The sequence below is a fragment of the Streptomyces sp. NBC_01341 genome, assembly GCF_035946055.1.
In the GTDB taxonomy this organism is placed as follows: Bacteria; Actinomycetota; Actinomycetes; order Streptomycetales; family Streptomycetaceae; genus Streptomyces.
In genome coordinates this window covers 5,823,767-5,843,400 of the sequence record NZ_CP108364.1, presented here as the reverse complement: position 1 = coordinate 5,843,400, position 19,634 = coordinate 5,823,767, and the positions used below count along the sequence as shown (strand labels likewise).

At 72.4% G+C, this 19,634-nt stretch carries 14 protein-coding genes; 3 read left to right on the top strand and 11 right to left on the bottom strand.

Annotated features, from left to right (window positions below):
• Nucleotides 1–29: 29 nt before the first annotated feature.
• From OG206_RS25705 to OG206_RS25665, 9 genes are all read right to left on the bottom strand, one after another.
• A complete protein-coding gene (locus OG206_RS25705) occupies nucleotides 30–1,199 on the bottom strand; it encodes a pseudouridine synthase (protein ID WP_327120059.1) in 1,170 nt (389 codons plus the stop codon).
• The gene (scpB, locus tag OG206_RS25700) at nucleotides 1,199–1,846 is read right to left on the bottom strand and encodes an SMC-Scp complex subunit ScpB (protein WP_327120056.1); all 648 of its coding nucleotides are present in this window, start codon (nucleotides 1,844–1,846) and stop codon (nucleotides 1,199–1,201) included. Before scpB ends, OG206_RS25705 begins: the two co-directional genes overlap by 1 nt.
• Nucleotides 1,843–3,033 carry a segregation and condensation protein A gene (locus OG206_RS25695; protein ID WP_327120054.1) on the bottom strand — a complete coding sequence of 397 codons (1,191 nt, stop codon included), beginning with the start codon at nucleotides 3,031–3,033 and terminating at the stop codon, nucleotides 1,843–1,845. The genes scpB and OG206_RS25695 overlap by 4 nt, the downstream gene beginning before the upstream one ends.
• 101 nt (nucleotides 3,034–3,134) lie before the next feature.
• Nucleotides 3,135–3,716 carry a hypothetical protein gene (locus tag OG206_RS25690; protein ID WP_327122404.1) on the bottom strand — a complete coding sequence of 194 codons (582 nt, stop codon included), beginning with the start codon at nucleotides 3,714–3,716 and terminating at the stop codon, nucleotides 3,135–3,137.
• Nucleotides 3,713–4,831, bottom strand: coding sequence for a ParA family protein (locus OG206_RS25685; protein ID WP_327120052.1), 1,119 nt, complete (start codon nucleotides 4,829–4,831; stop codon nucleotides 3,713–3,715). The genes OG206_RS25690 and OG206_RS25685 overlap by 4 nt, the downstream gene beginning before the upstream one ends.
• A gap of 359 nt (nucleotides 4,832–5,190) precedes the next feature.
• Nucleotides 5,191–6,306, bottom strand: coding sequence for an alanine dehydrogenase (gene ald, locus OG206_RS25680; protein ID WP_327122403.1), 1,116 nt, complete (start codon nucleotides 6,304–6,306; stop codon nucleotides 5,191–5,193).
• A gap of 143 nt (nucleotides 6,307–6,449) precedes the next feature.
• A complete protein-coding gene (locus tag OG206_RS25675) occupies nucleotides 6,450–8,522 on the bottom strand; it encodes a tetratricopeptide repeat protein (RefSeq protein ID WP_327120050.1) in 2,073 nt (690 codons plus the stop codon).
• Between the two features lie 201 nt (nucleotides 8,523–8,723).
• The gene (locus OG206_RS25670; protein WP_327120049.1) at nucleotides 8,724–9,350 is read right to left on the bottom strand and encodes an NUDIX hydrolase; all 627 of its coding nucleotides are present in this window, start codon (nucleotides 9,348–9,350) and stop codon (nucleotides 8,724–8,726) included.
• 77 nt (nucleotides 9,351–9,427) lie between these two features.
• Nucleotides 9,428–11,098, bottom strand: coding sequence for a CTP synthase (locus tag OG206_RS25665; RefSeq protein WP_327120047.1), 1,671 nt, complete (start codon nucleotides 11,096–11,098; stop codon nucleotides 9,428–9,430).
• Nucleotides 11,099–11,536: 438 nt separating this feature from the next.
• On the opposite strand from OG206_RS25665, the gene OG206_RS25660 reads away from it, so the two are divergent.
• The 3 genes from OG206_RS25660 (at nucleotide 11,537) to OG206_RS25650 (ending at nucleotide 16,561) form a co-directional block, all read left to right on the top strand.
• Nucleotides 11,537–13,339 carry a glycoside hydrolase family 15 protein gene (locus OG206_RS25660; RefSeq protein WP_327122402.1) on the top strand — a complete coding sequence of 601 codons (1,803 nt, stop codon included), beginning with the start codon at nucleotides 11,537–11,539 and terminating at the stop codon, nucleotides 13,337–13,339.
• A gap of 97 nt (nucleotides 13,340–13,436) precedes the next feature.
• On the top strand, nucleotides 13,437–14,834 hold the full coding sequence (locus OG206_RS25655; protein WP_327120044.1) for an FAD-binding oxidoreductase: 1,398 nt from the start codon (nucleotides 13,437–13,439) through the stop codon (nucleotides 14,832–14,834).
• 98 nt (nucleotides 14,835–14,932) lie between these two features.
• The gene (locus OG206_RS25650; protein ID WP_327120042.1) at nucleotides 14,933–16,561 is read left to right on the top strand and encodes a PucR family transcriptional regulator; all 1,629 of its coding nucleotides are present in this window, start codon (nucleotides 14,933–14,935) and stop codon (nucleotides 16,559–16,561) included.
• 4 nt (nucleotides 16,562–16,565) lie between these two features.
• On the opposite strand, the gene OG206_RS25645 is transcribed toward OG206_RS25650, so the two are convergent.
• Both OG206_RS25645 and recN read right to left on the bottom strand, forming a co-directional pair.
• On the bottom strand, nucleotides 16,566–17,645 hold the full coding sequence (locus OG206_RS25645; protein ID WP_327120040.1) for a glycosyltransferase: 1,080 nt from the start codon (nucleotides 17,643–17,645) through the stop codon (nucleotides 16,566–16,568).
• A gap of 172 nt (nucleotides 17,646–17,817) precedes the next feature.
• Nucleotides 17,818–19,566, bottom strand: coding sequence for a DNA repair protein RecN (gene recN / locus OG206_RS25640; protein ID WP_327120038.1), 1,749 nt, complete (start codon nucleotides 19,564–19,566; stop codon nucleotides 17,818–17,820).
• Between the last annotated feature and the right edge of the window lie 68 nt (nucleotides 19,567–19,634).

The window sequence follows — 19,634 nt, the reverse complement described above, 5'->3', positions numbered from 1 at the left end:
GGCCGCGGGCCGTTCGGGTCGGGCAGGGGCTACAGGCCGACCTCGCGCATCAGCATGCCCACCTCGGTGTTGGTCAGGCGGCGCAGCCAGCCCGACTTCTGGTCGCCCAGCGGGATGGGCCCGAAGGACGTCCGCACGAGGCGCTCGACGGGGAATCCGGCCTCGGCCAGCATGCGGCGGACGATGTGCTTGCGGCCCTCGTGGAGGGTCACCTCGACCAGGTAGTTCTTGCCGGTGTTCTCGACGACCCGGAAGTGGTCGGCGCGGGCGTACCCGTCCTCGAGCTGGATGCCGTCCTTGAGCCGCTTGCCGAGGTCACGCGGGAGCGGGCCCTGGATGGCGGCAAGGTAGATCTTCTTCACCCCGTACGCGGGGTGCGTCAGGCGGTGGGCGAGCTCGCCGTGGTTGGTGAGCAGGATGATGCCCTCGGTCTCGGTGTCGAGCCGTCCGACGTGGAACAGCCGCGTCTCGCGGTTGTTCACGTAGTCGCCGAGGTTCTGGCGGCCGTCCGGGTCGCCCATGGTGGAGACGACGCCGGCGGGCTTGTTCAGCGCGAAGAACAGGTGCGACTGCGTCGCGACGGTCAGACCGTCGACCTTGATCTCGTCCTTGTGCGGATCGACCCGCATACCCTGCTCCAGGACGATCTCACCGTTCACCTCGACCCTGGCCTGCTCGATGAGCTCCTCGCACGCCCGCCGCGAGCCCATGCCGGCCCGGGCGAGGATCTTCTGCAGACGCTCGCCCTCCTGCTCGGCGCCCGGGTGGGTCTTGGGCGTCTTGATCTCGGGTTTGTCGGCGTACCGGTCACGGTTGCGCTGCTCGATCTTGGCATCGAGCTCACGGGGGCGGGACGGGGCGCCCACGCGGCGGCCGCCCTTGCTCACGTTCTGTGCGGGCTTCGGTCCGCCCTTGGCCCCGCCGCGCGCTGCCGCGCCGCGGCCCTTGCGGGGGCCGCCGTCGCCGCCCGGCTTGTCGGAGCCCACGTCGTAGCGGCGCTCCTCGGGGCGGGGCCGACGGGGGCGCTTCTCCTGCTGGTCGTCGTGCCCGGAGCCGGAGACCCGGGGGTTCGGGTTGCTGTTCCGGCCGCTGCCGCTGTTGTTCCGGCCGCCTGCGCCGCCGCTCCTGGAGCCGCTGCCGCCGCCACTCCTGCCGCCGCTCTTGCCGCTGCCGCTTCCGTTGCTGCCACTGCTTCGCATCAAAAATCCGTCTTGTCGTCTGCGTGAGTTTCCGGGGTGTCCGGTGCGTCCGGATCGAACGACGGCACACCCTCTAGCGTCTCAGCCTCGATCGCGTCCGCCTCCGGGAGGAAGGGCGCGAGCTCCGGGAGCTCGTCCAGGCCTCGCAGGCCCATGCGCTCCAGAAAGTAGTTCGTCGTCCTGTACAGGATCGCACCTGTTTCGGGTTCCGCGCCCGCCTCCTCGACCAGACCCCTCTGGAGCAGGGTCCTCATCACGCCGTCGCAGTTGACTCCGCGTACCGCCGAGACCCTCGACCTGCTCACCGGCTGCCGGTAGGCCACGACCGCCAGTGTCTCCAGCGCCGCCTGGGTCAGCCGGGCGTGCTGGCCGTCCAGGACGAAGCCCTCGACGGCATCCGCGTACTCAGGGCGGGTGTAGAAACGCCAGCCCCCGGCAACGAGCCGCAGGTCGAATCCGCGGCGCTGGACGGTGTAGTCGTCGGCCAGCTCCCGCAGGGCGTCGGCCACGGCCCTGCGGGGCCGCTGGAGGACCTTGGCGAGGTGTTCCTCGGTGGCGGGCTCGTCCACGACCATCAGGACGGCCTCCAGCGCGGGCTTGAGGTCGAGTCCGGCGACCCGGGCGTCGCGCCCCTCGTCTGTGCTCATTCCTGTACGTCCTCCTGCGCCTCGCGCGCCTCTTGGTCGAACTCGTCGGTGACCACGGGTCCGGCCCCTTCGCCCCCCGCCCAGCGCACGAGGAGTTCACCGAGCGCCTCCTCCTGGTCGAGGGCGACGGCCTTCTCCCGGTAGAGCTCCAGCAGCGCGAGGAACCGGGCGACCACCGTGAGGGTGTCCGCCGCGTCCTCGGTGAGCTCCCTGAAGCTGACCTCTCCGTCCGCGCGCAGCCGCGCCACCACGATCTCCGCCTGCTCCCGCACGCTCACAAGGGGTGCGTGGATGTGGTCGACGTACACCTGGGGCTCGGGTCTCGGCTGCATCGCCTTCACCGCGAGCCGGGCGAACCCGTCGGGACCGATGCTGATCACGACCTCGGGCAGCAGCTCGGCGTGCTGGGGTTCGAGGCCGACGGTGCGGGGGTAGCGGCGCGACTCGGACTCGAGCCGGCCGCTGAAGATCTCGGCGATCCGCTTGTACGCGCGGTACTGCAGCAGCCTCGCGAAGAGCAGGTCGCGCGCCTCCAGGAGGGCGAGGTCGGCCTCGTCCTCCACCTCGGCGGTGGGGAGCAGTCTGGCCGCCTTGAGGTCGAGCAGGGTCGCCGCGACCACGAGGAACTCGGTGGTCTGGTCGAGGTCCCAGTCCGGGCCCATGGCGCGGATGTACGCCATGAACTCGTCGGTGACCCTCGACAGCGCCACCTCGGTCACGTCGAGCCGGTGTTTCGAGATCAGCTGGAGCAGCAGGTCGAAGGGGCCCTCGAAGTTGACCAGCCGCACGGTGAACCGCCGGTCGCCGCCGGTGTCGGCGGGGGCCTCGACCGCGTCCGCCGCCGGGGTCGCCGGAGCTCCGCCGGAGCCGCCCTCCCCCACGCCTGCGTCCTCGGGGAGGTCCGTGACGGGCCCTGTGGCCGTCACCGGCGCCTCCCGGACCACGAAGGCCCCGGAGGCGGCCACAGGGGCCTTCGAGGCCGCAGGAGATGCTCCGTCGGCGTGGGGCGGGCGCGGGGGCCCGGGGGCTGCGGACGGATGCGCCGCCGTGGACGACGGGGCGGGCGCCTGGGTCCCGGCCCCCGTGGTCTCCCGCTCGCCCGGGGCAGGACGCGCGGACGGCCGTATCCCCGGTCCGCGGCCGAGGGCACGGCGGGTGGGACGGGGCGGGTCGTCGGCGTCTCGCATGTGCTGGGGTCCAGGGGTGCGGCGGGATGTCGGGCGATGGCCCTGGGCGGGGCCGCCCGGTCGGCGGCCCTCCCCCGGGCAGGCTACCGGCGCCGCGCCGGTCAGCGGCCCCGCAGCCTCCGCACGAGGATGCTCGCGTCGCCGCGGGACTCCAGGTCGGCCAGCACCACGGCGACCGCCTCACGGACGATGCGCCCGCGGTCGACGGCCAGGCCGTGCTCACCGCGCAGTACGAGCCGCGCGTGCTCGAGGTCCATCAGTTCCTCGGCCGACACGTAGACGGTGATCTTCTCGTCGTGGCGTTCCCGGCCGCTCGGCCTGCGGTTCGCCCCCCGGCCGCCGCCGCGCCCCCGCTGGGGCTGGACGGTGACCGCCGCCTCCTGGGGCGGCGCGGTACGGGTACGGTCCGGGGCGGCCGCACCGCGGTCGACCCCTTCGGCCCGGCTGTGCGAGCCCCCGGCGTCGGCGTCCGCCGCCGAGTGCTCCTCCTGCGACGACTGCCCCGCGACCGCCCCGGGGGCGCCGCCCTGGCCGGTGTCCGCCGGTGCCGAATCGCTTGCTCCGCCCGGCGCGGGCACCCGGGCCTCGCCGTTCGCCTTGCGTCGCCTCTCGGCGGGGGACGAGGCCTGCAGGCCCATGCCCCCGGTCGTGCGGAACAGCTCGTCGGCCCCCGGCAGACTCACTCGGCGTGACACCGGGCGAGCACCTCCCTGGCGAGCTGGCGATAGGCGGCGGCACCGACCGAGTTGGACGCGTACGTGGTGATGGGTTCGCCTGCCACCGTGGTCTCCGGGAACCGCACCGTGCGCCCGATGACCGTGTGGTAGACGTGCTCGTCGAACGCCTCGACGACCCGCGCGAGCACCTCACGGCTGTGCACCGTGCGGGAGTCGTACATGGTGGCGAGGATGCCGTCCAGCTCCAGCTCGGGGTTGAGCCGCTCCTGGACCTTCTCGATGGTCTCGGTGAGCAACGCCACACCACGCAGGGCGAAGAACTCGCACTCGAGCGGGACTATCACCTTGTGGGCCGCCGTCAGGGCGTTGACGGTGAGGAGGCCGAGCGAGGGCTGACAGTCGATCACGATGTAGTCGTAGTCGGCCATCAGCGGCTTGAGCGCACGCTGCAGGGTCGACTCCCGGGCCACCTCGCTCACGAGCTGCACCTCGGCGGCCGAGAGGTCGATGTTGCTGGGGAGCAGGTCCATGTTGGGCACGGCGGTCTTCAGGAGGACCTCGTCGGCCGCCATGCCCCGCTCCATGAGCAGGTTGTAGACGGTGAGGTCGAGCTCCATCGGGTTGACCCCGAGACCGACCGACAGGGCTCCCTGCGGGTCGAAGTCGACGAGCAGGACGCGTCGGCCGTACTCGGCGAGCGCTGCGCCCAGGTTGATGGTCGACGTGGTCTTGCCCACGCCGCCCTTCTGGTTGCACATCGCGATGATCTTCGCGGGGCCGTGATCGGTCAGCGGACCGGGGATCGGGAAGTACGGCAGAGGCCGGCCGGTCGGGCCGATGCGCTCGCGGCGCTGGCGGGCGGCGTCGGGCGCGAGCGTGGCCGCGTACTCCGGATCGGGCTCGTATTCGGCATCGGGGTCGTAGAAGTGCCCCTCGGGCACCTCGGCGAAGTCGGCGAAGTGGGCGGTCTCCCGGCCACTCTCGTTGCCGGCCATGGCGTTCACGTGTTGGCCGTCCATCATCTGGGGGGCTGTCGTCATGTGCTGGTGGGTGGCGAAGGTGCGGACTGCGACGGAGCCGACAGCTTCGAGCCCGATCGGGCTCAGACCCCGTGCAGGCATCCCTGGTTGACCACCCCCGGGAGTAATTGTCGACTCATTCACAAGTCGTCTTACCTCCTTGGATGTGACCAGGACTACTTATCGATAGGTCAGCGTGGCACCATGCCGACGATTGGCGACTCTATGGCGTGTCACCGGTTCGCAGCAACACAATCCGCCGGACCCGGCCCGATGTGTCGGCAATCGAACACCCTCCTGTCAAGGGTGTGGAGCGCCCGCGGCGCACCTTTCACGAGGGTGCAAAACGGGTAGAGGGTTACGTCTCCGGCCAGTTGGCCCGTGCCCGCTCATGCGTCCGGCCGGACCTTGCTGGGCAAGGTCCGGCCGGACGCATGAGGTTGACCCGGAGGGTTGACCGCTCAGCCGAGGAGCGTGCTCAGTTCGACGTGGTCGAGACCGTGCGCCTCGGCGACCTCGCGGTAAACCACCTGGCCGTCATGGGTGTTGAGGCCCTTGGCCAGTGCCGCGTCACGCCGCAGGGCATCGGCCCAGCCACGGTTGGCGAGCTCCAGGATGTACGGCAGCGTGGCGTTGGTGAGCGCGTAGGTGGAGGTGTTCGGGACCGCACCCGGCATGTTCGCGACACAGTAGAAGACCGAGTCATGGACCATGAAGGTCGGCTCGGCGTGCGTCGTCGGATGCGAGTCCTCGAAGCAGCCTCCCTGGTCGATCGCGATGTCGACAAGAACACTTCCGGGCTTCATCTTGGCGACCAGCTCGTTGGTGACCAGCTTCGGGGCCTTCGCGCCGGGGATCAGCACGGCGCCCACGACGAGGTCGGCCTCGACGACGGCCTTCTCGAGTTCGAGGGCGTTGGAGACGACCGTCCGCACCTTGGTGCCGAAGATCTTGTCGGCCTCGCGCAGCTTGTTGATGTCCCGGTCGAGCAGCGTGACGTGGAAGCCGAGCCCGACGGCGATCTGTGTGGCGTTCCAGCCGGAGACACCGCCACCGATCACGACGGCCCTGGCCGACCCCGTGCCGGGGACGCCGCCGGGGAGCACACCGCGCCCGCCGACCGAGCGCATGAGGTGGTAGGCACCGACCTGCGGGGCGAGGCGGCCCGCGACCTCGGACATCGGGGCGAGCAGCGGCAGCGCGCGGGTCGCGGTCTCGACGGTCTCGTACGCGATGGCGGTCGTCCCGGACTCGATCAGGGCGTCCGTGCACTCGCGGGAGGCGGCGAGGTGGAGGTAGGTGAAGAGCGTCTGCCCCTTGCGGAGGCGGTGGTACTCCTCGGCGACCGGCTCCTTGACCTTGAGCAGCAGGTCGGCTGCGGCCCAGACCTCGTCGGCGGTGGGCAGGATCCGTGCGCCGGCGGCGACGTACTCCGCGTCCGGGATGGACGACCCCTCACCGGCGTGCTGCTCGACGAGGACCTGGTGGCCGTGACGGACGAGCTCATGCACTCCGGCGGGGGTGATCGCCACCCGGAACTCGTTGTTCTTGACTTCGCGGGGGATGCCGACCTTCACGTCGATCACGGTCCTTGGCTCGGATGGTGCTCGGGCATAGCAGGGTGAACCCGCATGAACCAAGCACAAAGGGGGACACCGCAGGGATGTGCGGCAGAGCCATCATTAATGAAGGACTTCTCGCTGTCCAGCCTTACAAAGCATTAACTTTCCAGCGAAGTACTACGGATTTCGCAGGCTGCCCCGTCTTCTCCCAGCAGCCTCTCGGCCGCAGCCCGGTGCAGCCGGGCCGCAGCCGGATCCCCGAGCCGGTCCAGGGTGTCCGCCAGCCTCAGCTCCAGTGCCGCCTGAAGCCGCACGTCACCCGCCCGGCGGGCCAGGTCGACCGCCTCGCGGCAGGTGTGCAGCGACTCCTGCGGCCTGCCCGCGTACTCCTGCACCCGCGCGGCCTCACTGAGGGCCCGCGCCTGGGCCGGCAGGTCTCCCAGCCTCCGGTGGCCCGCGGCCGACGCGCGCCAGTTCCGCAGGGCCTCGCCGTAGCGTCCGGCGTATGTGTGGACGGCTCCCAGCCGCCCGTAGAGCCTCGCCTCGTCGGCCCGCTCCCCCTGGCCGAGCCGCTGCGCGAGGGCCCTGCCGTACCAGTCGGAGGCCCGGCTGAAGTCACCCAGCTCCGCGTAGGCCCCGCCTGCGGACTCCATCGCCCTGCCGGTCGCGTAGAGGTCGTTCGCGGCGCGCCCGGCGTCCAGTGCGGCCCGGTAGCGGGCCAGCGCCTCCCGGGTCCGGCCGGTCCTGGCGTCCAGATCGGCGAGGTTGAGCAGGGCCGCGGCCTTCTCCCTGGGCAGATCACGGCGCTCGGCCACATCGAGGACCAGGCCGTGCAGCCCGTAGAGCACGGGGGCGGCGTCCTCGGTGCCTCGGTGCACGGCGAGAGCGCGGACGAGCGCCGCCACCAGTCGGCGGGCGAGGGTGTCGAGGTCTCCGTCCCGCACCGCAAGCCGAGCGGAGGCCACGAGGGCGGGTTCGCGGATCCGCAGCCAGGCGGCGGCCGACTCGGGATCGGGGAAGCGGAGCGAGCGCGGCAGCCCCGCGAGCTTGCGGCGCGCCGGGGAGTCCTCGGGCTCGGTGACCGCGCGGCAGGCCTGGAGCCGGCGCACGGTGCGCTCCAGCATCCTGGCCCGGGCCAGCTGGATCTCCGCGGGCCGCTCCCGCTCCTCCAGCATCGCGCGCACCAGCGGTGCGAGGCAGCCCGGCAGTTCGTACTGCTCCGGACCGGCGCCGTCCGTCCGCAGCAGCCCCAGCCGGACGAAGTCGTCGAGGGTGGTGGCGGCCGCCGACACGGATGATCCGGCGAGGGCCGAGGCCGTGTGGGCGTCGGCCATGCCCGCGGGTGCGAGGGCGAGCATCCGCAGTGTCGAGGCGGCGGCCGGCGGCAGCGAATCGTGGACCAGCCGGAACGCCCGCGCCAGCGGCCGCGTCCCGGAGGGCTGTTCGGAGTCCTCCTGCTGGTCGCTCAGTTGCTTGGTGACGTCGGCGACGGAGGCCCCGGGCCGGGCGGCGAGCCAGCCCGCGATCAGGATCAGGGCGGCCGGCTGGCCTCCGCACTCCTCGGTGAGTGTCTCGGCGGCCCGCGGGTCGACGGTGATGCGGACCTGGCCGATGGTGCGGGCGAGCAACTGAACGGCGGAGGCGGCGTCCATCCCGCCGATGGTGCACGGGCGGACGTCGGGGATTCCGGTGAGCGGGCCGGTGGCCGTCGCCACGACCAGACAGTCCGGGTTGTCCGGCAGCAGGGGGTCGACCTGCTCGGCGTCCACGGCGTCGTCGAGCAGGATCACGGCACGGCGTACGGCGAAGGCCTCGCGGACCATCTCCGACAGCTCGTCCTCCCCGGCTCCGGGCGGGGCCACGACCGAGAGCTGGTCCAGGAGCCGGCGCGCGGTGCGTTCCGCGGGAACGCGCTCGCCCCCCGAGTCGGTGAGGGCGACCCGGAACACCCCGTCCGGATAGCCGCCCGGCTCGGCGAGCCTGCGGGCGAGTTCGGCGGCGAGAGCGGAGCGTCCGGATCCGGGCCGCCCGGCGATCAGCAGGACCCTGGCGCGTGGCGCCTTGCGGCCGGCCAGGGTGTCCAGACCGGCCCGCTCGATGTCCTCCTGAAGGGCCCTCAACTCTCTTTCGCGCCCGAAGAATTGGACCGTGGCGGCGTCGGACGACTGCTCGGCTCCCGCCGTCCGGGCCGGTCCGGCCGGGATGCTGGTGTCCACCGCCTGGTCGGTCACGGGCCACGCTCCACTTCGCTGCACGCGGTTGCCCGCCGGAAGTCCGGTCGGGGCCTTTCGAGCGTAGTTCAGTGGTGCGGACGATCACTGCCGCGCAGGGCGGAAACGTCCCTCGATCGCATCAGCGTTTCATACGATCGGGCCCGCCGCGGCTGTGCCCCGCGGCGGGCGCGAGGCGCCTCCCCGGCGACGGACGGGGCGTCAGGCCTCGAACGGCCGGGCCGGCCAGGGCGCCTCGGCCGGGCGCAGCGAGTCCACCCCGTCACCGGCGAGCGCGGCAGTCAGCGACAGGACGCCCACGACCAGGCAGTTGTTGTGCAGGTCGCCCGCCAGCACGCTCCGCACGAGCTCCTCCAGGGGCACCCTGGCCTGCTCCATGTCGGCCTCCTCCTCGGAGACCTCGAAGCGCTCCCCCTCGGCCTCGGAGAGGTCACGCGCGAGAAAGACGCGCACGGCCTCGTCGCTGCCCCCGGGCGTGGTGTAGACGTCGGTCAGCACCCGCCAGTCCTCGGCCTTGACGTGCGCCTCCTCGTACAGCTCGCGCTGCGCGGCGTGCAGGGGGTTCTCGCCCGGGACGTCGAGCAGACCCGCCGGGATCTCCCACAGCTTCTGGCGCACGGGATGGCGGTACTGGCGCAGGACGAGCACGCGGCCCTCCTCGTCGAGCGCGAGCACGGCGACGGACCCCGGATGGACCTGGTAGTCGCGGTTGTGGACGCTGCCGTCGGGCATGACGACGCCGTCGGTGCGGACGCTGGTCTTGTTACCGGTGAAGGGGGTCACCGTCTCGGTGACCTGCCACTCCTCGGGTGTGTCCTGGAAACCCATGTACGTCCTCCCACGAACAAACAGAAACCGGGGCACGCATCCGGTGAAGGATCCGTACCCCGGTCAACCGTATCGCCTTACGCGTCGCCGTCCGCCCCGTGTGCGGCGACCTTGCGCTCCACGGCCGCCTTCACCAGGCCGGCGAAGAGCGGGTGCGGGCGGGTCGGGCGGGAGCGCAGCTCCGGGTGCGCCTGGGTGGCCACCAGGTAGGGGTGGACCTCACGCGGGTACTCGACGTACTCGACGAGCTTGTTGTCCGGGGAGGTGCCGGAGAAGACGAGCCCGGCCTTCTTCTCCAGCTCCGTGCGGTAGCCGTTGTTGACCTCGTAGCGGTGGCGGTGGCGCTCCTCGACGTAGGGCTCACCGTCGTACGCCTCGCGGACCAGGGAGCCCTCGGCGAGCTTCGCCGGGTACAGGCCGAGCCGCATGGTGCCGCCCAGGTCGCCGGCCCCCTCGACGTACGCGAGCTGCTCCTCCATCGTGGAGATGACGGGGTGGCTCGTGGCGGCGTCGAACTCGGTGGAGTTGGCGTCGGTGATGCCGGCGAGGTTGCGCGCGGCCTCGATCACGATGCACTGCAGGCCGAGGCAGAGGCCGAGCAGTGGCACCTTGTTCTCGCGGGCGTACTGGATGGCGCCCACCTTGCCGATCACCCCGCGCTCGCCGAAGCCGCCGGGGATGCAGATCGCGTCGACGTCGCCGAGCTGGTTCTGTGCTCCGGCCGGTGTCTTGCAGTCGTCGGAGGCGACCCACTTGACCTTGACGCGGGCCTTGTTGGCGAAGCCGCCGGCCCGGATGGCCTCGGTCACCGAGAGGTAGGCGTCGGGCAGGTCGATGTACTTGCCGACCAGGGCGACGGTGATCTCGTGGTCGGGGTTGTGGACGCGGTCCAGCAGGTCGTCCCAGGTCGTCCAGTCGACGTCGCGGAACGGCAGGTCCAGCTTGCGGACGACGTAGGCGTCCAGGCCCTCGGTGTGCAGCACCTTGGGGATGTCGTAGATCGACTTGGCGTCGACGCAGGCGACCACGGCCGCCTCGTCGACGTCGCACATCAGGGAGATCTTGCGCTTGATGGCGGTCGGGACGTCGCGGTCGGCGCGGAGCACGATGGCGTCCGGCTGGATGCCGATGTTGCGCAGCGCGGCGACGGAGTGCTGGGTGGGCTTCGTCTTCAGCTCGCCGGACGGCCCGATGTAGGGCAGCAGCGAGATGTGCACGACGAAGACGTTGTCGCGGCCGACCTCGTGACGGACCTGGCGGACCGTCTCCAGGAAGGGGAGCGACTCGATGTCGCCGACCGTGCCGCCGACCTCGGTGATGACGACGTCGACGTCGTCGGTCGCCATGCGGCGGATGCGGTGCTTGATCTCGTTGGTGATGTGCGGGATGACCTGGACGGTGTCGCCGAGGTACTCGCCGCGCCGCTCCTTGGCGATGACCTGCGAGTAGACCTGGCCGGTGGTGACGTTGGCCGAGCCGTCGAGGTCCACGTCGAGGAAGCGCTCGTAGTGGCCGATGTCCAGGTCGGTCTCGGCGCCGTCGTTGGTGACGAACACCTCACCGTGTTGGAAGGGGTTCATCGTGCCGGGGTCGACGTTGAGATAGGGGTCGAGCTTCTGCATGGTGACCCGGAGGCCACGCGCCTTGAGCAGGGCACCCAGGCTGGAGGCAGTCAGACCCTTGCCGAGGGAGGAGGCGACACCCCCGGTGACGAAGATGTGCTTGGTCGTCGTGGATGAGGGCTGCATAGCCAAAGGGGGCTCCCGTGGTCGCGATCGTGAGGTGCGTACCGGCGTCCCGGACGGAGATCTCCGTCGGTGCCGTCGCTGCGGTTCGGGGGCCTCGTCCACTGACGGGACGACCACCGGTCCACGGGCTACCAGGGTAACAGCGACGGGGAGAGGCTGCTTCCGGCCATGCCTACCCGGCGACGGACACAAGATCACCACGTCCGTTTCAGGTCCCACCCATTCGCCCGTGCCGGGCGACGGACAACATGTGGGCAGGCGCGCGGATCTCCCAGGTGCGTCGTATCCTGCTCGGACACTCGCTGCCGAGTTGGCCGGCCCAGCGGCACCACCCCAGCCCGCTCACCCGCGCAAGAGCTCGTCGGTTCGATTACAACGACCCCTTGACCAGCAGTAAGCGCCCTGCGGGGCGACATGGCCGTTCGACTGGAGACGCACGTGGCCGGGCGCATCGAGGATTACGCACTCATCGGAGACATGCAGACCGCAGCCCTGGTCTGCCGGGACGGCACAGCGGACTGGCTGTGCCTGCCTCGCTTCGATTCCCATGCAATTTTCGCCGGGCTTCTCGGCACCGAGGAACACGGTTTCTGGCGGCTGGGACCCGCCCGTCCCGAAGGCGCTCCGGCGCCGGCGGCGGACCGGCGCCGGTATCGCGGCGACTCCCTCATCCTGGAATCGGAGTGGGACACGTCCCGCGGCACGGTCCGCGTGACGGATTTCATGCCGCCCCGTGACGGCGCTCCCCAGCTGATCCGCATCGTGGAGGGAGTGAGCGGCCGCGTCCCCATGCGCTCGGAGCTCCGGATGCGGTTCAGCTACGGGCGGGTCACCCCCTGGGTCCACAAGGTCGACGGCCGTACGGTCGCCGTCGCGGGCCCCGATTCGGTGTGGCTGGACACCGACGCCGAGACGTACGGCCAGAACCTGACGACGTACTCCGACTTCACCGTCGCTCCCGGCGACCGGATCGCCTTCACGATCAGCTGGCAGCCCTCGCACCACGAGCCGCCCGCCATGCCGGAACCGGAGTCGTCCCTGGAGGCGACCGGGAACTTCTGGCGCGAGTGGGTCGAGCAGTGCACCTATCACGGCCCCTACCGCGAGGCGGTCGTCCGCTCGCTGATCACGCTGAAGGCGCTCACCTACGCGCCCACCGGCGGCATCGTGGCCGCGCCGACCACCTCCCTGCCCGAGGACATCGGCGGCTCCCGCAACTGGGACTACCGCTACACCTGGTTGCGCGACGCGGCCATCACACTGTCCTCGCTGCTGCGCACGGGCTACCGCGAGGAGGCCCGCGCCTGGCGCGAGTGGCTGCTGCGGGCAGTCGCCGGCGACCCGGAGAACCTGCAGATCATGTACGGCATCGCGGGTGAGCGGGAGCTCGGCGAGGCGGAACTGGACTGGCTGCCCGGCTACGAGAACTCCGGCCCCGTCCGGGTCGGCAACGGCGCGGCGAACCAGCTGCAGCTCGACGTCTACGGCGAGGTCACCGAGGCGCTCCACCTGGCGCACATGACGGGCCTGACGCGCAACGACTACGCGATGGGCCTCCAGCTCAAGCTGATCGAGTACCTGGAGAAGCACTGGGAGGAGCCGGACGAGGGCATCTGGGAGGTGCGCGGGCCGCGCCGCCACTTCGTGCACTCCAAGGTGATGGCCTGGGTCGCGGTGGACCGCACCATCAAGCTGATCGAGTCGGGTGACGCGGAGGGGCCGCTGGAGCGCTGGCACCAGTTGCGCGACGACATCCACCGGGACGTCTGCGAGCGCGGGTACGACCCCGAGCGCAACACCTTCACCCAGTCCTACGGGTCGAAGGAGCTGGACGCCTCGCTCCTGCTGATCCCTCAGATGGGCTTCCTGCCGCCGGACGACAAGCGGGTCATCGGGACCATCGAGGCGATCCAGCGCGAGCTGTCCACCGAGGACGGGTTCGTCCTGCGCTATCCGACCGACGGCGACGAGGCGGGCGTGGACGGCCTGGAGGGCGACGAGGGCGCGTTCCTGGCCTGCTCGTTCTGGCTGGCGGACGACCTGGCGATGATCGGCCGGGTCGACGAGGCGCGCAGGCTCTTCGAGAAGCTGCTGTCCCTGCGCAACGACCTCGGCCTGCTGGCCGAGGAATGGGACTCCGGGCTCCAGCGCCAGGTCGGGAACTTCCCGCAGGCGTTCAGCCACGTCCCGCTGATCGACACTGCGCTGCGGCTGACGGCCAGCGGGGCGTACGTGGGCTGACCCGCGCGGGCGTGACAGGGCTCCGGTGGAACGGCCGATCTCCGCGGCCGGATCTACGATGGAAGGGTCCTGTCACGCCCTGCGAAGGGGGCTCAGCATGACGCCCCGCACGTCTCTTCCGGACGCTGCCCTGACCGCCCTCCGCTCCGGTTTCGCCGGTGAGGTCCACGCGCCCGGCGACCCGGGTTACGACGGGGCACGTACCGTCTTCAACAGCATGATCGACCGCAGACCCGCGGTGGTGGCCCAGTGCGCCTCCGAGGCGGACGTCTCGCGCGCTCTCGCCCTCGCCCGTGACCGGGAACTGGAGGTCGCGGTGCGCGGAGGCGGCCACAGCGTGGCGGGCATGTCCGCCAGCGACGGCGGGGTGGTCGTCGACCTGCGCAGGATGTCCCGGGTGACGGTCGATCCCGGCTCCCGGTCGGCCCGCGTCGGCGGGGGCGCCGTCATGAGCGACCTGGACCGGGCCACGCAGCCCCACGCACTGGCCACCACGGGCGGGCGGGTCTCCACCACGGGCGTCGGCGGCTTCACCCTGGGCGGCGGCTCGGGGTGGCTGGAGCGCAGGTTCGGGCTGGCCTGCGACAACCTCCTGGCCGCCGACGTGGTGACGGCGGACGGGGAGACCGTACGCGCGAGCGAGGACGAGAACCCCGAGCTCTTCTGGGCCCTGCACGGCGGCGGCGGGAACTTCGGCGTGGTCACGTCCCTCACGCTGCGGCTCCACGAGCTGCCCTCGATGAGCATGGTGCTGCTGCTTTTCCGCCCCGACAGCGGTCCCGACGTCGTCCGTACGTACCGGGACGTGATGGAGTCGGCCCCGGACGAGGCGGGCGGCGCCTGCATCTACATCACCGGTCCGCCCGAGGAGTGGGTGCCCGCGGAGCTGGTGGGCCACCTCGTCTGCGCGGCCCTGATCACCTTCGCCGGTACGGTGTCGGAGGCCCGCGAGGTCGCCACACCCCTGCTGGCGCTGGATCACGAGGCGGAGATCGTCGACGCGGTCGGTTACGCGGACCTGCAGTGCATGCTGGACGACCCGCCCGGGTTGCGGAACTACTGGTCGGCCGAGTATCTGAACGGCTTGCCCGACGAGGCGGTCGCGGCCTACTGCGCCGGCGCGGCCACGCTGCCCGTCCCCTCGAATTCGCAGCACGTGCTCTTCCCGATGGGTGGCGCGGTGGCGAGGGGCGCCGCCGACTACCCGCTGCCCTGGCGCTCCTCCCCTTGGGCCGTGCACCCCTTCGGCGTCTGGGAGAGCGAGGCGGACGACGAGCGCGCCAGGCAGTGGGTGCGCAGGGTGCGGGGCTCGATGATGCCGTGGGCCGGCGGCGCCGTGTACCTCAACTTCATCGGGCGCGAGGGGCAGGAACGGGTCGTCGCCGGTTTCGGTGAGCGGGCCTACGAGCGGCTGGCCGCGGTGAAGGCGCACTACGACCCGGACAACGTCTTCCGTCTGAACCACAACGTGAAGCCCGCGGTGGCCGTGGTGTGACGCTCCCGGGCGGCACCCGGTAGCTTCCTGACCGGGGCGTTCACGTCTCACGTTCCCGAGCGCGCGGGCGCACGAGTGGAAGCACGAGGCCGGAGCCAGTGGAACAAGAAGGCGGGATCACCGTACGGCGGGCGCTGGAGCTGCCCGGGCTCCGCGGCGGACTCCCGGAGGTGCTCACGTGCGAGGACCGGCTGGACCGCTCGGTGCGCTGGGTGCACGCCGGTGAGGCGCCGAACATCCCCGCGCTCCTCAAGGGCGGGGAGCTGCTGCTCATGACGGGCCTCGGACTCGGGACCCGGCCGGCCGAGCAGCGTGCCTACGTCCGCAGGCTGGCGGACCGGGGCATCGCCGCACTGGTGGTGGAGCTCGGTCCGCGTTTCGAGGTGCTGCCCGCGGCGATCGTGGACGCGGCGCGGACGGCGGGGCTCCCGCTGGTCCAGCTGCACCGTGAGGTGCCGTTCGTGTCCGTGACCGAGGAGATCCACACCGAGATCGTCAACGGGCACTACGCGCTGCTCCAGCGGGCCGAGGAGGTGCACCGGCGGTGCACGCAGGCGGTTCTCGGCGGGGGCGGGGTGCCGCAGGTGCTGCAGATCCTGGCCGACTTCGCCGCCAACCCGGTGTTCCTGGAGACGCCGGACGGCAGGCTGCTGTTCGCGGCGGGCACCGGGACCGGCCCGGTGGGTACCGATCCGCTGCAGGTCTGGGAGGGGCTGCGCGGCGCGCGGGCCGCGCGTGACGCGCCGCCGGCGGGGGCCGTCCTGGTGGAGGTGCCGGGCGGCGGCGCGGGCACCGGTGCCGTACGGGCCCGGCTGGTGCTGCTCGCCGTGTCGGGGCCGCTGGTCACGGTTCACCGGATGGCCGCGGAGCGGGCTGCGGGCATCCTGGCGGTCGTGCTGATGCAGGCCCGCCAGGAGGAGGAGGTCGCGGCCCGGGGCCGGGGCGACTTCCTCACCGATCTCGCCGAGGGCCGCGTCGCGCCGCAGGACGCGCCGGCGCAGGCGGGCGTCCTGGGGTTCAGGCCGGGCGGGGATCCTCTGCTGCCGGTGGTGATGCGGCTCGCCCCCGAGTCGGCGCCGTCGGGCAGCTGGGCGCTGCTGGCCCGGGCGGTGACCGAGGAACTCGCCGCGGTGGGGGCGCCGATCCTGGTCGGGGTGCGGCCGGTGGAGGACAGGGTGCCGCTGCTGCTGGCGCTGCGCCCGGAGACGACGCGCACGGCTCTCGCGGACCGGGTGGCGGCGGCGCTGCGGGCCGGGGCGGAGCGGGCGGGCCTGGAGCGGGCCGGGGACCGCACGCCGGTGGTCGTGGTGGTCGGGGCCGCGGGAGGCTGGGCGTCGGCGGGTCCGGGGCTGCGGCACGCCGCGGAGGCGGCGGCCGCCGCCCAGGGGCTCGGGGAACGCCCCTGGTACGACGCGCGCAGCCTGGACATCGACCTGTTGCTGTGGCGGCTGCGCGACCACCAGGACCTGGCGTCCTTCGTGGACCGGGCGATCGGGCCCCTGCTCGATCACGACCGGACGTCCCGCCCCGTGCTGCTGCCCACCCTGGAGGCCTACCTCGCCCATGCGGGGCGCAAGGCGGAGGCGGCCCGGGACCTGCACCTGAACCGGCAGACGCTCTACAACCGGCTGGCCCGCATCGGTGAACTGCTCGGCACGGACCTGGACGACCCGCAGGCGGTGCTCGCCCTGAGCCTGGCCCTGCGGGCGCGCCGGCACACTCGCTGAGGGCTCATGCCCGGGCGGTGGCCAACGGCTGGGCCAGCTCGTCGTACACGGACAGGACGTGGGCGATCGTGTCGTCCTCGGTCGGCCAGCCGGCGGCCTGCGCGCGCCCTGCGCCGACGAGCCGCTCGCGCTGCTCCGCGTCCCCGAGGAGGCGTGCGACGGTGGCTGCCAGCGCCGCCGCGTCCCCGGGCGGCACGAACGCGGCCGCGTCGCCGACGAGTTCGGGCATGTCGCTGTTCCGGGCCGCGACCAGTGGGACGCCGCGGCGCAGCGCCTCCTGTGCGAGCAGCGGCCCGGCGTCCCCGCGGCCCGGCAGCACGGCCACGTCGGCGGCGGCGAGGAGCGCGCCGATGTCCTCCCGGCCGTCCGTGAGGACGACGGGCAGTCCCTCGTCCGCGATCCGGTGCCGCAACGTCCCGGACCGGGTGCCCTCCCCCACGACCACCAGCAGGGGCACGGGGTCCATCGCCTGCCACTCGCGTGCGGCGTCCAGCAGCGTGTCGTGTCCGTCCTGGGTCACCGAGACGAGGACGGGCCTTCCCACGGCGCCGAGTTCGGCGCGGGTCTTGTCGGCGTCGGCCGTGCCGCCGAAGAGGCTCGCCGGGACGGCCGCCGGTGCGAGCCGGGCATCCCTGGCGCCGCGCCGGCGGGCCCGGTCGACGAGCTCCCACGACGTGCCCAGGACGACGGCCGCGGCACGCGCGGCCCTTCGCTCCAGCAGGCGCAGCAACCGGCCGTGGGTGCCCTCCGCGTGGACGCGGGAGTGCCAGGTCATCACCAGCGGTGTGCCGCGTCCGCTGATGGCGATCGCCGCGCGCACGGCGGCGTGCAGCCCGTGGGCGTGGACGATGTCCGCACCGGTGCAGGCGGTGCGGAGGGCGGCGACGGCGGCGGGGTCGCTGCGGCGGGGCACCGCGACGAAGCGGGCGCCCGTCGCGGGGAGGCCGTGGGCACGGCCGGCGCCGGCGGGGGCGCAGACGGTGACCTGGACCCCCCGGGCGATGAGACCGGCGGCGAGCGAGCTGACGTGAGCGCTGCTTCCGGCACCACCGCCGAGGACTTGGACCGTACGCAGCTGTGACACGTTGATCGGCTCCCGGGGCTCCCGAGTCGGTGGAAGGTACAGCGCCAAGGATGCCAGTCCGTACGCACGTTCCGGGACCGATGAAACGTTGCTCCCGCCGTCTCGGCGACGACGGGCCGTCCGCCTCACTCCTACGAGTGAGGCGGACGGCGCGGAACTGACGTCCGCCGGTCTATCGGCCGTCGGCGCGCGCGGTCTCCAGGAGCTCCTCGGCGTGGGCGCGGGCCGTCTCCGAGTCCTCCTGGCCGGCCAGCATCCGGGACAGCTCCCTGACCCGGTCCTCGCCCTCCAGGACCGTGACGCCGCTGCTGGTCACCGATCCGTCCACGGTCTTCTCGACCAGCAACTGGCGGTCGGCGAAGGCCGCCACCTGCGGCAGGTGGGTGACCACGACGACCTGCGCGGACCTGGCGAGTTTCGCCAGGCGCCGGCCGACCTCGACGGCCGCCTTGCCGCCGACACCCGCGTCGACCTCGTCGAAGAGATACGTCGGCACGGGATCGGAGCCCGCGAACACCACCTCGACGGCGAGCATCACCCTGGACAGCTCACCGCCCGAGGCGCCCTTGGCGATCGGCCGGGGCTGCGCACCGGGGTGGGGCGCGAGCAGCAGCTCCACCTCGTCGGCACCGGACGGCCCGTAGAGCACGCTCCGGCCGCCGATGTCGATGCCGGACGCCTCGTCCGGTGCCTCGGTCTGCCGGATGGCGAAGGAGACCCGGGCGTGCGGCATCGCGAGCGACGCCAGCTCCTCCGTCACCGCGGCGGCGAAGCGCGCGGCGGCCTCCGTCCGCGCGTCGGTCAGCTCCTGCCCGAGGGCGGAGAGTTCACCGCGCAGCGCGTCCCGCTCCGCCGTCAGTTCACCGATCCGGTCGTCGTCGCCCTCCAGCTCGGTGAGCCGGGAGGCGCCGTCCTGCGCCCAGGCGAGCACGGAGGCGATGTCCTCGCCGTACTTGCGGGTGAGTGCGGCCAGCGCCGCCCGCCGCTCCTCCACGGCGGCGAGCCGCAGCGGGTCGGCGTCCAGCTGGTCGGCGTAACCGGCCAGTTCCCCGGCGACGTCCGCGAGCAGGATCGAGATCTCGCCGATCCGGTCGGCGAGCGCGGCGAGCGCCGGGTCGTGCGCCCGTACGGCGTCCAGGGAGCGCCCGGCGGCGGCGACGACCGTGGTGGCGTCCACGCCCTCCTGGTCCTCCGGGTCCCCGGCCAGCGCCCCGTGTGCCAGGGCGGCCGCGGACGCCAGGGCCTCGGCGTGGCCGAGCCGTTCGGCCTCGGCGGCGAGTTCGGTGTCCTCACCGGGCAGCGGCTCCACCGCGGCGACCTCGTCGAGGCCGAAGCGCAGCAGGTCCGCCTCCTGCGCCCGCTCCCGGGCCCGGGTGGTCAGCTCGTCGAGCTCCGTGACGGCCGCGCGCAGCCGCCGGTACGCGTCGGAGTACTTGGCCTGCGGCACGTCGACACCACCGCCCGCGTAGCGGTCCAGGGCCTGGCGCTGCCGGGCCGGCTTGAGCAGCCCCTGCTGGTCGGTCTGGCCGTGCACGGCGACGAGCTCGTCGGCGAGTTCGGCGAGCACACCGACGGGCACCGATCTGCCGCCCAGGTGGGCACGCGAGCGCCCTTCCGCCGAAACGGTACGGCTGACGAGCAGCGCGCCGTCCTCGATCTCGGCCCCGGCCTCCTCCGCCCGCACTGCCACCGCGTCGCCCGGGGACACGGTGATGCGCCCCTCGACGACGGCGGCCTTGGCACCGATCCGCACCAGGGCGGGGTCGGCACGGCCGCCGAGCAGCAGCCCGAGGCTGGTGACGACCATGGTTTTGCCCGCGCCGGTCTCGCCCGTGACCGCGGTGAAACCGGGTGACAGCTCCACCACCGCGTCGTCGATGACTCCGAGCGACCGTATCCGCATCTCCTCCAACACGGACATGACCTTACGAGGTCCGGAGCCCGGTGTGCGACGGACCCCGGTCACCGGTTCACTCACGCGGGTGTGAT